General features: G+C 50.8%; 14 protein-coding genes. 11 read left to right on the forward strand and 3 right to left on the reverse strand.

The annotated features are described in order from the left end of the window. Positions 1-56: 56 nt before the first annotated feature. From GJJ30_RS12730 to GJJ30_RS12740, 3 genes are all read left to right on the forward strand, one after another. The gene (locus GJJ30_RS12730; RefSeq protein ID WP_154175530.1) at positions 57-1787 is read left to right on the forward strand and encodes a serine hydrolase; all 1731 of its coding nucleotides are present in this window, start codon (positions 57-59) and stop codon (positions 1785-1787) included. A 138-nt stretch (positions 1788-1925) separates the two neighbouring features. Next, on the forward strand, positions 1926-2879 hold the full coding sequence (corA, locus tag GJJ30_RS12735; protein WP_154175531.1) for a magnesium/cobalt transporter CorA: 954 nt from the start codon (positions 1926-1928) through the stop codon (positions 2877-2879). Positions 2880-2965: 86 nt separating this feature from the next. Then, entirely contained in the window at positions 2966-3811 is an 846-nt protein-coding gene (locus GJJ30_RS12740) for a mechanosensitive ion channel family protein (RefSeq protein ID WP_154175532.1), read from the forward strand. Positions 3812-3912: 101 nt separating this feature from the next. On the opposite strand, the gene GJJ30_RS12745 is transcribed toward GJJ30_RS12740, so the two are convergent. After that, positions 3913-4776, reverse strand: a complete 864-nt coding sequence (locus GJJ30_RS12745; protein WP_154175533.1) for an endonuclease/exonuclease/phosphatase family protein — start codon at positions 4774-4776, stop codon at positions 3913-3915. A 158-nt stretch (positions 4777-4934) separates the two neighbouring features. Next, positions 4935-5276, reverse strand: a complete 342-nt coding sequence (locus GJJ30_RS12750) for a DUF6249 domain-containing protein (RefSeq protein WP_154175534.1) — start codon at positions 5274-5276, stop codon at positions 4935-4937. Between the two features lie 217 nt (positions 5277-5493). Here GJJ30_RS12750 and GJJ30_RS12755 point away from each other — a divergent pair, with 217 nt between their 5' ends. The 7 genes from GJJ30_RS12755 (at position 5494) to GJJ30_RS12785 (ending at position 11824) form a co-directional block, all read left to right on the forward strand. Further along, a complete protein-coding gene (locus GJJ30_RS12755; protein WP_154175535.1) occupies positions 5494-6057 on the forward strand; it encodes an RNA polymerase sigma factor in 564 nt (187 codons plus the stop codon). Further along, positions 6048-6485 (forward strand): hypothetical protein, encoded by a 438-nt coding sequence (locus tag GJJ30_RS12760; RefSeq protein ID WP_154175536.1) that lies wholly within the window; start codon positions 6048-6050, stop codon positions 6483-6485. Before GJJ30_RS12755 ends, GJJ30_RS12760 begins: the two co-directional genes overlap by 10 nt. A gap of 13 nt (positions 6486-6498) precedes the next feature. Further along, on the forward strand, positions 6499-7083 hold the full coding sequence (locus GJJ30_RS12765) for a hypothetical protein (protein ID WP_154175537.1): 585 nt from the start codon (positions 6499-6501) through the stop codon (positions 7081-7083). Positions 7084-7154: 71 nt separating this feature from the next. Then, positions 7155-7682: a (2Fe-2S)-binding protein gene (locus tag GJJ30_RS12770; protein ID WP_154175538.1), complete on the forward strand. Its 528-nt coding sequence runs from the start codon at positions 7155-7157 to the stop codon at positions 7680-7682. A gap of 4 nt (positions 7683-7686) precedes the next feature. Continuing rightward, positions 7687-8697 carry an FAD binding domain-containing protein gene (locus GJJ30_RS12775; RefSeq protein ID WP_154175539.1) on the forward strand — a complete coding sequence of 337 codons (1011 nt, stop codon included), beginning with the start codon at positions 7687-7689 and terminating at the stop codon, positions 8695-8697. Continuing rightward, entirely contained in the window at positions 8694-10925 is a 2232-nt protein-coding gene (locus GJJ30_RS12780) for a xanthine dehydrogenase family protein molybdopterin-binding subunit (protein ID WP_154175540.1), read from the forward strand. Before GJJ30_RS12775 ends, GJJ30_RS12780 begins: the two co-directional genes overlap by 4 nt. Positions 10926-11032: 107 nt before the next feature. Next, positions 11033-11824 (forward strand): hypothetical protein, encoded by a 792-nt coding sequence (locus tag GJJ30_RS12785; RefSeq protein ID WP_154175541.1) that lies wholly within the window; start codon positions 11033-11035, stop codon positions 11822-11824. A 20-nt stretch (positions 11825-11844) separates the two neighbouring features. On the opposite strand, the gene ggt is transcribed toward GJJ30_RS12785, so the two are convergent. Beyond that, on the reverse strand, positions 11845-13524 hold the full coding sequence (gene ggt / locus GJJ30_RS12790; RefSeq protein WP_229313105.1) for a gamma-glutamyltransferase: 1680 nt from the start codon (positions 13522-13524) through the stop codon (positions 11845-11847). A gap of 306 nt (positions 13525-13830) precedes the next feature. Between ggt and GJJ30_RS32345 the strand changes: the two genes are divergently transcribed. Continuing rightward, positions 13831-15240 (forward strand): DUF6600 domain-containing protein, encoded by a 1410-nt coding sequence (locus GJJ30_RS32345; RefSeq protein ID WP_229313097.1) that lies wholly within the window; start codon positions 13831-13833, stop codon positions 15238-15240. Positions 15241-15283 lie beyond the last annotated feature (43 nt).

The raw sequence follows: 15283 nt of genomic DNA on the forward strand, positions 1-15283 counted from the left end.
GGCAATTGCTTGCGTTGACTTCCTTCCTCTTTTTCGACAAAAACCAGAACCATCTCATGAACACTCGTTTTACCCACCGAGTCCTTGCCTTCTGCGTCGCCGTGCTGCTGTCGCCCTACGCGTTTGGACAAAGCAAGGCCGACAAAATTGATGCGCTAATGCGCCAGTATTTCGAAAACCGGCAATTCAACGGAACGGTTCTGGTGGCTGAGAACGGGAAAGTGATTTTCAAAAAAGGCTACGGACTGGCGAATATGGAATGGAATATCGCCAATGCGCCCGATACGAAATTCCGGCTGGGGTCGATTACGAAGCAGTTTACGGCCTTCCTGATCATGCAGCTGGTGGATCAGGGCAAGCTGAAGGTCAACGAGAAAGTGACGACTTATTTGCCCGATTACCCCAAAGCAACCGGCGACAAAATCACCATTCACCACCTGTTAACTCATACTTCCGGTATCCCGAACTATACGAATTTTCCTAAATTCATGGAACAGGAAAGCCGAAATCCGTATGTTCCCGCCGAATTTGTCAAAAAGTTTGCAGATTATTCCCTCGAATTTGAACCCGGTTCCCGGTTTTCGTACAGCAACTCGGGCTACTTTTTGCTCGGTGTGATTATTGAAAAAATAACCGGAAAATCGTACGCGACGGTTTTGAAGGAAGCCATTCTGACTCCGGCCCAACTCAAAGACACCGGTTATGACATGCCTGGCCCGATCATTCCGAAGCGGGCTGCAGGCTACGAGCGAAACGGGGGCGGTTTTGTCAACGCGCCTTATCTGGACATGACGATTCCGTACGCGGCCGGTTCGCTGTATTCAACAGTGGAGGATTTATACCGCTGGGATCAGGTTTTGTATTCGGATAAGCTGTTGTCGGCGGCTTCAAAAACCGCCCTGTTTACGCCGTTTCGGGATCATTATGCGTATGGCTGGGGCGTTGGCAACGCTAAAATTGGCCAGCGGAAAGACAGCGTGCTGATCATCTCACACGGGGGCGGCATCAACGGATTCAATACCCAGTTCACCCGGCTTCCCAAAGACAAACATACGGTCATTTTGCTAAACAATACCGGCGGAACGACGCTGGGAGCCATGCAGAATAACATTCTGAAAATTCTGTACGATCAACCGTATGAGAATCCCAGGAAACCGATTGCAGCCGCGCTCCGGCAAACGCTGACCAGTTCATCGCTGGAAAAAGCCATCCAGCAGTTTGCGGTTTTGAAAAACGATAAAGCCTATGAACTGAACGAAGACGAAATGAACTCGCTGGGCTACGAACTGATGCGCGATGGTAAACTGAAAGAAGCCTTGGCGGTTTTCAATCTGAACGTCGAATCGTATCCGAAATCGTCGAATGTCTACGACAGTCGGGGAGAGGCTTACATGGCGCAGGGGGATAAAGAATCGTCGATCAAAGATTATAAACAATCGCTCGAGCTTGACCCCCGAAATATGAATGCCGTGGAGATGCTGAAGAAATTGGGCGAAAACGCGGAAATACCTAAAGATGCGACGGTTTCGACAGAGGTGCTGGAAAAATACGTTGGAAAATACGAGTTGGCACCATCATTCATCATCGAAATTACGCGTGCGGATTCTCAGCTGTATGGTCAGGCTACCGGACAGGGGAAATTTGAGCTATTTCCACAGTCAGAAACTGAATTTTACCTGAAAGTGGTGCCCGCCAAAGTGTCTTTTGTAAAGGACGAAAAAGGTCAGATATCGCAATTGATTTTGCATCAGAACGGGCGGGATATGCCGGGCAAACGTATTCCTTAATTAAATAGTTTGGGGTTTATAATTTATGGTTTTTGGTGAAGAGGTTATAGATTATCGATTAAACCATAAACGCTAATCAAATAGCCATAAGCTACTTGTAATAAGCGCGTTGTGAAGTAGAATTTGAAGAATTAAAGTATGATTCGCATTTTTCAACAGGACGAAGCCGCCGTTCGGAAAGTCCGCGATATTGATTCGTTTTCCGACACGGAACGAACCCTTTGGGTTGATTTACAGAATCCGACGCGCGAAGAAACCAAGAGCGTGGAAGACAAGTTTGATGTCAATTTTCAGACGCAGCAGGAGCAGGCCGAGATCGAAAGTAGTTCGCGGTATATCGAAGAAGACGATTTTCTGATTGCGAACTCCAACTTCATGGTTCCCGATAAGGAGCAGATGTACGTGACCGTTCCGGTCAGTTTCATGCTCAAGGACGAAACCTTGTTTACGTACCGGAATGAGGCCGATTTGAAATCATTTGCCGACACGGTAAAGCGGATCAAATCACGCCGGTCGATGTTCAACGATGGCGCGCAGATTCTGATCACGATATTCGAATCCCGGATCGATTACGACGCCGACTTGATCGAGTCGGTTTCGCTGGAAATTAAAACCATCAACCGACAACTGGACATCGACGCCAAGCTGGATCGGGAAATGCTCTTAAAAATAAATGATTATCAGGAGCTGACGATGTCGATTCGGGAAAATGTGGTCGATAAACAGCGCGTAATCACTTCCATGATCCGCAGCGACGGCTGGTTTACCGACGAGGAACAACAGCGACTTCGGACGCTCATCAAAGACATTAACTCGCTGATCGACCATACGAATTTCATCTTCGAACGGCTGGAGTTTTTGCAAAATACTTACCTCGGTTTGATTGATCTGGAGCAAAACCGCATCGTAAAAATCTTCACGGTGGTTTCGCTGGTTTTTTTGCCACCAACCCTGCTGGCGAGCATCTGGGGGATGAACTTTACCAATATGCCGGAGTTGAGCTGGCAGATGGGCTATCCGATTGCGCTGGCGGCCATTGTTTTTTCTTCGCTGGTTACTTTGTTGATTTTCAGGCGCAAAAATTGGCTTTGAGACGGTTGCCAACTAATTATTTTCGGTTTGTACGTTACTTTTTGAGGGTTCCTGCTTCATAACTGTAGAAACTAAAAAACAGCCCAATGGAGCCCTCCCAATTCTCTTTTCAAAACGTGCTTGATCAGGTGGTGGCATTTGCCACTTTGTACGGTTTTAAAATCTTACTGGCGATTGTTATTCTGATTGTCGGCCTGTGGCTGGTCAATCAGGTGGTCCGAATGCTGTCGACGGTGATGAACAAACGCCAGGTCGACCGGGATGTTCAGCCTTTTTTGTTATCACTCGTCAGTGCCATTCTGAAAGTGCTGGTACTGTTGAGTGTGGCCAGTACGCTTGGGGTGGAAACGACCTCGTTCGTGGCCATTATCGGAGCCGCCGGTCTGGCCGTCGGGCTGGCTTTACAGGGAAGCTTAGCCAATTTTGCCGGTGGAGTGCTGATTCTGACGTTTAAACCGTTCCGTGTGGGCGACCTGATTTCGGCTCAGGGCTTTACCGGAAATGTCGAAGCGATTCATATTTTCAACACCATTCTGGTCACCCTCGATAACCGCACGATTATTTTGCCCAACGGGGCCTTGTCTACCTCGCCCATTATCAATATTTCCGGCAAAGGTGTCATCCGGGTCGATATGGTTTTTGCTGCGGGGAATACCAACGAAGTCGATGAGGTGAAAGCGTCGATCAAACGCGTGGTCGACGCCTGTCCGTATGGCTTAAAAGACCGGGAGCATGATATTCTCGTGACCAAACTGACCGAACTGGCCTTCCATTTTGACGTTCGGGTCTGGACCAGGAGCGCTACCTACTGGGAGACGTATTATTTTATTCACGAAGGCATCGCCCGCCAGTTCGGTAAAGACGGTATCAAAGGCCCCGAGCCGACGGTTACGGTGATGGGCGACTTCAGCTCGGTTGGACGAGTGAGTTAAAATAGGTTTGTTTCGCAGAGTCAAGCGGAGTTTCACCGAGTTAAGCAGAGTTTCAATACTTCCTCAACTCGGTGAAACTCCGCTTAGCTTCGCGAAATAACTTATCGAGAAAGCACGGAAATCCGACTCAAAACCGGCCAGTGATCGGAAATGAACACATTGTCTTTCAGAATTGGCAGATAATCATGGCGTTTCACTTCTACATTCGGGCCGACAAAAATGAAGTCGATTACCAGACCACTCTGACGGGTTTGAAAATTATTGAATGTGCTGTTGCCGCCGGTATGGGGACTTTCTGAAAGCTTTTCGGTGTTGCTTAGCTGGAAAGTCGGGTCGCTCGTTAGGGTCTTGATGGCAGGAGATACGTCGGGCGTGTTGAAATCGCCGGTCAGAATAACCGGTAACTCACCGGCCAGATCTTTCACCTTGCTAATCAGTAATTTCGCACTGTTCTGGCGGGCGGTTTCGCCCATATGATCGAAGTGGGTATTGATGACCAGAACCTGACTTTCATTTCGTTTGTCCCGAAAAATGCCGTACGTGGCCACACGCGGGAGAGCCGCATCCCAGGACTTGCTGCCCGGTACCTCCGGCGTTTCCGAAAGCCAGAATGTTCCCTGTTTGACGACCTCGAATTTCTGTTTGTTGTAGAAAACCGGTGAGAATTCACCCTGGTTTTTGCCATCGTCACGACCCACGCCGATCCAGCCGTAGTTTGGCAATTGATCCTGTAAATCAGCAATCTGGCCCGCTAAAGCTTCCTGCAAACCGGCAATATCAACCTGATAGTTTGTAAACACACTGGCGGCTAGTTCCTTCCGGTTCGGCCAGGCATTCAGCCCGTCCTGCGGATTATTGTAGCGGATATTAAACGAAAGGATATTCAACGGGAATTGTGGAACCGGCTGGGCCGAAATTTCGGAGATAAGCGTAAAGAGCAGGGCAAAAAGCAGACAACATTTCATGTGGGCGGATTTGGTTTCGTCGCGTCGAAGTACGCTTCCGCCCGCCGGAAAACCTATCCAATCGGATTATTTTTCAAAAACCGCTTGTTAACGGGCAGAACGTCCGCACATTTCGGCCAGCGAGCGTTACAGATCTGTTCGTACGGTAACAATTCGATTCAGGATTTCTGTCTGGAAATCATTCCGTAATAAATCAAAAAACCGATGGACGTGGAAACCGCCACAATGCCGTAGGGCAGGGTCGAATCGAAGGAGCGCGGAACAAAGGCAGCGATAATCAATCCCAGCCCGAAAAAGAGCAGAATCAATCCCCATTTCAGGTTGTCGGTGGGCAAGCTTGCCTCGTCGTCCAACTGGCGCAGACTTTCTTCGTTCCACTGCCCCAGTTCCATCAGCCGCCGACGCAGCAGGTATTTGGTAAACGGCTTTATGATCAGATAGATACCAAACGCAATTGCGAGTGTGACGTAAGCCCCCTGCACCCCATATTGTTCTTGCATATTTTTTACATTTTTGCCCATTAGACAATTGTGCAACCTAAAAGGTTGCAATTTGACGATTGACGATTGACGATTGACGATTGACGATTGACGATTGACGATTGACGATTGACGATTGACGATTGACGATGGTCGATGGTCGATTGACTGCGGTCAATGGTCGATGGTCAATCGTCAAGCTGCAACATTTACTAAATCCCCATTGTCTAATGCGGAAATGAACGACGAAGAGGTTTTGGTCCGCCGGATCGTGCAAGGCGATGTTCGCGCCTATCAGACGTTGGTGGAACGCTACCAGCGGCTGGTGCTGCACATGGTCGGTCGAATCGTTCGTCAGCCGGAAGACGTAGAAGATGTCTGTCAGGAAGTGTTCATCAAGGTCTATAAACATTTGCCGGATTTCCAGTTTGGCTCAAAACTATCGACCTGGATTGCGTCGATTGCGTACCGAACGGCGATCAATCACGGTAAAAAAATGAACCGGGAGTTGGCGAGCGGTTTTCCGGAACATTGGGAAGGGCAGTATGATTCGGGTCTGGCAAATCCCGAAGAAATGCTGATTCACCAGGATTGGAAAGCCTTTCTGCACGCGCAGATTGACAAGTTGCCGGTTCATTACCGCACAATTCTGACGCTTTACCATTTGGAAGAATTGTCGTATGAAGAAATTGGTGAAGTTACTTCACTGCCTGAAGGAACCGTCAAAAATTACCTGTTCCGGGCGCGAAAATTGTTGAAAGAAGCCTTACAACGGCACAAAAACAGCGAACAATGGCGATGAACGAAAGCAATGATGATGAACTACAGGAGTGGCTGGATGCTCTAAACCGGTCGGGTCGAAAACCGGCCGAAGCGGAACCACAGGACGAAGCGGTTCGGCTGTATCAACAGCTTTTTGAAGAACTTTCGGTTGAACCATCGCTGGGGCTGAGCTACGGTTTTTCGGCCTCGGTTGTCCGACAAATTCAGCTCAAAGAGGCTCGACGTCAGGAACGGCAGGCGTTGGTCTGGATGGGATTATGTCTCTTACTGTTGCCGCTGGCGGTGTTGGGTATGCAGGCGGTTTACCGGGTCGATGACCTGATCGCTACCTTCCGGGCACTGGATGTTATCAAATTCCCGGCCTTGTTTGTCATCGTTCTGCTGAGCCTGATTCAGTGGGCCGACCGTCGGTTTGTCAGGCGAAAAATGATTTCCAAACCTTCTTAAATTGCTCAATTCGATGCGACTTTTATCATGCGATCTTGTTCTCTGGGCGTTCCGATTTTGGTTCAAACACCTGGGAATCATCTCCTTCTGGATGCTTTTTGCCGCACTGGGCCGCGCCGGTCAGATGCAGTTTTGGGGGCCAATCCCAGCGTCTTGGTCAATCGTTCTGGAATTCGTCGTCGAATTGGCGCGGATTCTGACAATACTGGTCATCCTTGGGCACGGAAATGCGATTGCCGGAGGCCGGAAATTGGCTGGTATTTTTCGGTTTAGACGGAAGCAGTGGGCGAAACTCGGGCGAAACATTCGGCTGACATTCCGCCAGCAATGGCCGGTTTTATTTTGGAATCTGCTGGTATTCAGTTTGATTGCGTACGGTTTTAACCGCTTCAACGGTTTGGTGGCCGATCAGTCGACGTTGCTTCCGTTCCTGAAAATGAACGGTATTATGCACGAATCCGCTACGACCATGCCCATTGTGTTTTTCCTGAAAAACCTGACGGTCATTCCGTTTACGCTGATTTTTGAATACGGTTTATTCCGCTGGCTAACGGGTAATCGATCAGTTGTAAACCGGCTCGTCCAGACCAGAGCCTAATTATTCGCAACAATTCCCAACATTTAACCGTCAGTTCGCTTTGCATGGTATCCATACTCGGAATACTCACTATGCAAACGACTTTATCACCCGAATCCGGCGTGCGTCCAAAAAACACCCTGCCGGAAAAAAATACCGTTACGCTGACGATAAATGGTTCCGTTCACCAACTGGAACTGGCACCCTGGACCACGCTGCTCGATGCATTGCGGGAATACCTGCACCTGACCGGCACCAAAAAAGGTTGCGATCACGGTCAGTGTGGTGCCTGTACCGTTCTGGTCGATGGCAAACGCATAAATTCCTGCCTGACGCTGGCCGTCATGAAACAGGACACGGAAATTCTGACCATCGAAGGATTGGCGGGTGAAAACGGTCTGCATCCGCTGCAAACCGCCTTTATTGAACACGATGCCTACCAGTGTGGCTATTGCACCCCCGGTCAAATCTGCTCGGCTGTTGGCATGATCAACGAAGGACATGCCAAAACAACGGACGACATTAGAGAACTGATGAGCGGCAATATTTGCCGTTGCGGGGCTTATCCGCACATTGTCGATGCGATTGAGGAAGTGATGCAACTGGACTCTAACGCCTGACGGAATGACTAATTTTTCCTATTTCCGGCCGGGTGATCTGAATTCGGCGATTGGTGATTTGATCACGCACGAGGGAGCTAAATTTATTGCAGGAGGCACCAATCTGCTCGATTTAATGAAAGAAAATGTCGAGCGGCCCGCCCGGCTTGTCGATATCAACCAACTGTCGTTCAATTCAATTGAAGAAACAGAAGGGGGCGGTTTACGATTGGGAGCCCTGATGACCAACGCCGACACGGCTTACCACGAAAACGTACAAAACCGGTATCCCTTGTTGTCACACGCCATTCTGGCGGGGGCGTCGGCGCAATTGCGCAACATGGCGACGAACGGCGGCAATCTGTTTCAGCGGACCCGATGTTACTATTTTTACGATCTGGCAACGCCCTGTAACAAGCGCGAACCGGGCTCGGGGTGCGGGGCCATTCGGGGATTTAACCGCATTCATGCCATTTTAGGCACCAGCGACCAGAAACCCGAAACGGCCTGTATTGCCACGCATCCGTCGGATATGTGCGTCGCGCTGGCTGCGCTCGATGCGGTGGTTCGGGTAACGGGGCTGGCTGGAGAGCGAACGATTCCGTTTGCGGATTTCCACCGGCTTCCCGGCGATGAACCCTGGCGCGACAATACCATCAACCCCGGTGAACTGGTTACGGCAATTGACTTGCCAGCCAAAGGGTTTCCTCAGTACTATGCCTACATCAAACTGCGGGATCGGGCTTCCTACGCATTTGCGCTGGTTTCGGTGGCAGTGGCGCTGGAGATTGAAAACAACCGAATTACCGACGCCCGGATTGCCCTCGGCGGAGTCGCGCACAAACCGTGGCGTAAACCCGATGCCGAAGCGATGCTAATTGGACAAGCGGTTTCGGTGGCTGATTTTCAGTCGGTTGCTGAAGCCCTGACCGAGGGTGCCAAAGGCTACGGTCACAACACATTCAAAATCGAACTGGCTAAACGCGCGATTGTCCGGGCGTTGCAGCAGGCCGCTAAACTCGAACCGACCCCATGATAACCTACGTTGGAAAACCCGTTAACCGCGTCGATGGCGTGGCCAAAGTAACGGGCAAAGCGAAGTACGCGGCCGAATACAAAGTGCCCGATTTGGTCCACGGCTGGGTGATTTCCAGTGAAATTGCAAAAGGAACTATCACGCGCATTCAAACGGACGAAGCACTGCAACTGCCGGGTGTGATTCAGGTATTTACACACGAAAACCGCCCCGATCTGGCCTGGTTCGATCTCAGTTACAAAGATCAGGATGCTCCGCCGGGTTCGCCTTTCCGGCCGCTACGTGATGCCGAAATAAAATTCAGCGGTCAGCCCATTGCGCTGGTCGTTGCCGAAACGCTTGAATTGGCACGCTATGCCGCTTCGCTGATCCGGGTTGAGTATGAAGTGGAAAATCACGAAACCGAATTCGAAGCTCATTTAAGCCGGGCCCGGGACCCGAAACTTGGGTTAGCCAGTTTGTTAAAACCGCCACCACCCAAACCGCGTGGTAATTTTGACGAAGCGTTTGCGGCCGCGCCGGTGCAGGTATCGGGCGAGTACGTTCATTCCGCCGAACACCACAATCCAATGGAAATGTTCGCGTCCACGGTGGTGTACGAAAAGAATGATAAACTGACCATTTACGACAAAACGCAGGGTGCGCAAAACAGCCAGTTGTACGTTTCGCAGGTATTTGGCCTGTCGTTTAAAGACGTACGGGTAATTTCCTCTTACATAGGTGGCGCTTTTGGCTCAGGGTTACGTCCTCAGTATCAATTGTTTCTGGCGGTTTTAGCCGCTCGTGAACTCAGGCGGTCGGTGCGGGTTTCGCTCACGCGCCAGCAGATGTTCACATTCGGCCATCGTCCGGTCACGATTCAGGATATCAAACTCGGAGCTTCGGAAGATGGAACCATTACGGCGATTCGACACGATGCTTTTGCCGAAACCTCGCGATTTGAAGATTACACTGAAATAGTGGTGAACTGGTCGGGGATGTTGTATCCCATCCCCAATTCCAAACTGACCTACAAACTGGTTCCGCTGGATGTTTTCACGCCACTGGATATGCGGGCTCCCGGCGGTGTCACCGGTGTTCCGGCCCTCGAATGCGCGATTGATGAACTGGCTTTTAAGTTGGGCATCGATCCGGTCGAGTTGCGGCTGAAAAATTACACGGATCGGGATATGGACGCCGATTTGCCGTATTCGAGCAAGGAACTGCGGGAGTGTTTCCGGCAGGGTGCCGAGCGGTTTGGGTGGGCAAACCGGAATCCGCAACCCCGCTCAACGCGCCGGGGACACACACTGATTGGCTGGGGAATGGCGACCGGAATCTGGGACGCTACGCAGGGACCTGCGCGTGCCGAAGCGGTTCTGACCGTCAACGGAAAACTGCGGGTGAGCAGCGCCACGGCCGATATTGGCACCGGAACGTATACGATCATGACCCAGATTGCGGCCGACACCCTCGGCATGCCCATTGCAGATGTGCTGTTTAAACTGGGGGATAGCGACATGCCGCTGGCCCCCATCGAGGGCGGTTCGTGGACGGCGGCAACGGTGGGATCGGCGGTAAAAGTGGCTTGTGAAGAACTCGGCAAAAAGCTGTTCAAGATGGCCCGTAAAATGAAAAATTCACCGTTTGCCCGGGCAAATCTGGACGATGTTTTATTCGCTGACGCGCATATAAGGCTGAAGAGTGATCCGTCGGTAGCGGTTTCATTGCGGGAAATTGTGGACCAGAATGGTGGACACGCCGTGAGCGAGACGTCGACTTCCACCCCGAATTTTTTGAAACTGCGCAAGTATGCCCGGAGTGCCCATTCGGCGGCTTTTGTCGAAGTGGAGGTTGACGAAGACTTCGGAACCGTTCGGGTCACGCGGGCGGTCACTGCCGTTGCGGGCGGGCGAATTCTGAATCCGAAAACCGCCCGGAGCCAGATTCTGGGCGGAATGGTCTGGGGAATCAGCAAGGCGCTGGAAGAGGAAAGCGTACTGGATCATCAATTTGGCCGTTTTATGAATCATTCGCTGGCGGAATACCACGTCCCGGTCAATGCTGATATTCAGAATCTGGACGTCATTTTTGTCGATGAAACCGACACAATTGTTAATCCCCTAGGAGTAAAAGGGCTGGGGGAAATTGGGATTGTTGCCATGCCAGCCGCTATTGCCAATGCGGTTTTCCACGCTACCGGAAAACGGATTCGGAATCTGCCGATTACGCTGGATAAACTCCTCTGACTGAAAAAGGTACCGACTATTTGCCGAAATCAACCCACTGTTGATTTCGGCTGGACTCTCCGGTATTGACTGGCGTACATTTACAGGGTAATCATACTTGTCCTGTTATGAACGCGATTTTTCGGCTATTCTGGTTGGTAACCATCAGCTCAATCATTTGGGGATGCGAACCCGAAGATCAAATGCTGGTCGTTAGCCAGTATAAAGGTCATACGCTCCAACTGATCGACCACACGACCGCCCGGAGCATCGGCGAACGAAACCATCAGGCTGTGCTGGTTTTCGACGGTAAAACCGTTTCTGATCAAAATGTTGGATTTCCGCTGCAGCCCGAGCAGTTTCCGAACTGGATAATCCGCCATTACGCCCCTGAACTTTCAAGTCCCAACCAGACTCCCTGGACGGTTTATATGTCCCCTAAATCGTTCAATCGGACGGAATTTGAACAGATGGTGGCCTGTTACGAGGCTAAATGGATGGACTTTGATACTACGCTGGCTAATTTTAAAACTCCAGGTTACGGCAAAACCGGTCGCATCGAGCGGCTCGTTTTCGGCGAAGCTCCCAGGCAACTCGTATTTCGACCGGCCCGGCTACGCTACCAATCTACATATGGTCGTGAAGCAAAGCCCGAAGAGACGTTCATTATCAATCCCGACGGTACCTGGTTTTTTCGAATTTCCAGTCACAATAACGGCACCCAGATCGTTGCCAATGCGGCCTACGGTTCGCTTCTGGTCAGCAACGGGAAATTGAGCATTGAAAAACCGCTGGTTATCTCGAACGAGATGCACAGCATCAGGCCGGAAATGAGCGGTTTATCCGATCTGGATTATATTCAGTCGTTCGCCGATTCGACCGGAAAACCGCTGCTGAGTGTCGTAAATTATCCTTTTTAATCCGAAAGCAGATCGATAATTCAGTAACCTGCCGCCTGCCCATCTTTCCGCATTTCGGAAGCTCCGTGATACACCCGATTCGTGGAATCGAACAAAATGGCCTGATAACCCCCGAAGAAATCACTCGGAATCAGGTGATGTCCCCGGCGTTCAAGTTCGTCCCGAACCTCTTTTGAAATGCCGCTTTCCAGGGCCAGATGCCCGCCGTCCAGCATGATTGTGCCGATGGGTTCGCTGCTTCCGGAATGGCTAAACCGGGCGGCATCACCGGCTTCCTGGACATTCATGCCGAAGTCAATCAGGTTACACAGGATCTGAACCTGTCCCTGCGGCTGAAACGCACCGCCCATCACCCCGAAACTCAGGAACGGTTCGCCATTTTTCATTACAAAAGCCGGAATGATGGTATTGAAAGGCCGTTTCCCCGGCTTGTATTCGTTAGCGTGGCCAGCCTGTAAATTAAAACTCGTGCCACGGTTGTGAAAGACAAAGCCCAGACCATCGGGCACCAGGCCGCTGCCAAATTCGAGCATGTTGCTTTGAATCAGGGAGATAATATTTCCTTCGTCATCGGCTACGGTCAGGTACGTGGTGTCGCCTTCCCGCAAGGGCGGGACATTCGAGTCGATCCGTTTGGCGGCCTGTTTCGGATCGATCAATTTCCGACGTTGCGTGGCATACTTTTCCGAAAGTAACCAGGTGAGCGGTATTTTGGAAAATTCGGGATCGGCAAAATACCGCGCCCGGTCTTCAAAAGCGAGTTTTTTTACTTCCGTCAACAAATGCAGATAATTCGCACTGTTGTGGCCTAACTGTTTCAAATCATAGGTTTTCAGCAGGTTTAGCATTTGAAGGACAGTGATTCCCTGGCCATTGGGCGGCAACTCATACACCTCGTACCCCCGGTAGTTGACAGAAATCGGGTTTACCCAGGTGCTGGTATGGCGCGCCAGATCTTCTTTGCGTAGGTACAACCCGGTTTTTCGGGCGTATTGATCGATGGCATTGGCAATTGTTCCCTTGTAAAAAGCGTCCCGACCGCCAAGGGCAATTTTCTCGTAGGTTTTCGCCAAATCCGGATTTTTAAACAACTGCCCTGCTTTGGGAACTTGGTGATTAATGAGAAACGTCCGTCGAAAATTTTCAAATTCCTGAATGGTCGACCGATTCGCTTCCAGCCGTCGGACGGCTTCCTGCCACGAATAAGCAATCACCTGCGGAACCGGAGCGCCTTCCCGGGCGTAGCGAATTCCGGGAGCCAGCAGGCTTTTCATGGGTAATTTGCCAAAACGTTTGTGCAGTTCAAACCAGCCATCCACCGCCCCCGGCACCGAAACCGAAAGCGGACCGTACAGTGGAATCGCCTTGCCGTCGTTTAAAATGGTCTTCAATTTTTCGGTTTTCAATCCACCGGGAGACCGCCCGCTGGCGTTTAAACCGTACAGTTTCTGGTCTTTTGCCGACCATACAATCGCGAATAAATCCCCGCCAATCCCGCAATTATTGGGTTCCAGCACGCCAAGAGCCGCATTGGCTGCAATAGCCGCATCAATCGCCGAACCGCCCTGTTTTAGAATGTCAAGTCCTACCTGGGATGCCAGCGGGTGCGCCGTTGCCACCATTCCGTGTTGGGCCACCACCGGGCTTCGGGTGGCGAAATTAGAACCATAAATCCGATCTCCTTTGCCGGTTTGGGCCATTGCGGGCAGGGAAAGCAAAAGGAGAAGCTGCCAAAATCCGGTAAAAAGTCGGGACGGAGAATTAATTGAGTACAATTTCATCATCTGGCAAATAACCGCTGAAAAAACGTTGTGAATAGCGAAAAGAAACCGGTGATAACGGGATTGTGTGGACAAATTTCGGGAGGATGGACATCCGATACCGCAAGTTAACAGAATGCGTGAAATCTTATTTTTCGAAAATGAATTAATAAAAAAGTTACATTAAACCTTTTGTTGCTTCCAGAGTCAAAGCACTGAAATTCTACTTTTAACGCTCGATGGGCCATGAAAACACGACAAATCATACCGGCTTTTGGGTTGATCATATTCTTTATACTCGCACTGATTGTCCCTCAAAAAACGATGGCCCAACCCGGTGTCGATGTTCCAATTGAATCTTTTTACGACGATCTGGCGCCTTACGGGCAGTGGGTTCCCAATTCTACCTATGGCCAGGTCTGGATGCCGGATGTGCCGGGCGACTTTCAACCTTATGCAACCAATGGCCATTGGGCGGTTACCGAATACGGGAACACCTGGGTCTCGGATTATGACTGGGGTTGGGCGCCGTTTCATTACGGACGCTGGCTGTTCGACGATTACTACGGCCGCTGGATCTGGATTCCCGACAGCGAATGGGGGCCTGCCTGGGTTAGCTGGCGCTCCGGTGGCGGTTATTACGGCTGGGCTCCGCTGGGTCCGGGCATGAGCATCAACGTAAACATCAATCTGCCGTTCAATTACTGGACATTCGTACCACAGATCTATTTTACCAGCCCCCGGGTCTACAACTACTGTATTCCCCGCACGCGGGTGGTAAATGTATACCACAATACCACGATCATTAACAACGTGTATCGTTACAACAACCGCTCGTACGGGTATGGCCCGCGCCGGGAAGAAATTGAACGCTACACCCGTCAAAGTGTGCCGGTTTACCGGGCGAACGATCTGGCCCGTCGCGGAACCTACGGGGCGCGTGGTGGATATGATAATAACCGCTCGGGTAACCTGGGTAATTACAACGGCAACGGCGGTTACAACCGAAATAATCGGGGTGACATGGCCGGAAATTATCCGAACTCAAACCGGTCAAACCGAACCGATGGTAATTCAAATCGCCCGAACTATAACAATTCAAATCGGCCGGATTTCAATAACCGCTCGAATAATGACAATTCAAATCGTCCGGATTTTAATAGCCGTCCGAACTATGACAATTCGAATCGGCCGGATTTCAACAACCGCTCGAACGGCGATAACTCAAGCCGCCCGGACTTTAATAATCGTTCCAATACGGACAATTCGGGCCGTCCGGATTTCAATAACCGATCCAATTCGGGTAATTCGTCAAATGGGTTTGATCGCCCGGATTTTAGTAACCGAAATCGGAGCAGTCCCAATCGGTTTGAAACGCCTTCGGAGAACCGCAGTAACCCGGGTTATAATTCCGGCATGAGTACTCCTTCAGGCGATCGTCAGACTGAAAACCGGGGATTCCAGCAGCCCGACCGTTCGAGCCGGATGGAGCGTTCCTGGAACGGTGGCGGAAATGAAGGCGGTTTTCAGCGGTCGGAGCGGAGTCGGGAGCAGGCTCAGCCCCGTTCAATAGATCAGGTTCCCCGCCATTCTCAGGAACGTCAGAATTCTACCGGCCGGGAAGGCGGATTCGGACATCGCCGGGGTCCGCAATAACAACTGAAAATTCAATTCGAAAAACCGGGTGGTGGCCAATTGG

It is taken from the genome of Larkinella terrae (genome assembly GCF_009668025.1).
Classification (GTDB): domain Bacteria; phylum Bacteroidota; class Bacteroidia; order Cytophagales; family Spirosomataceae; genus Larkinella; species Larkinella terrae.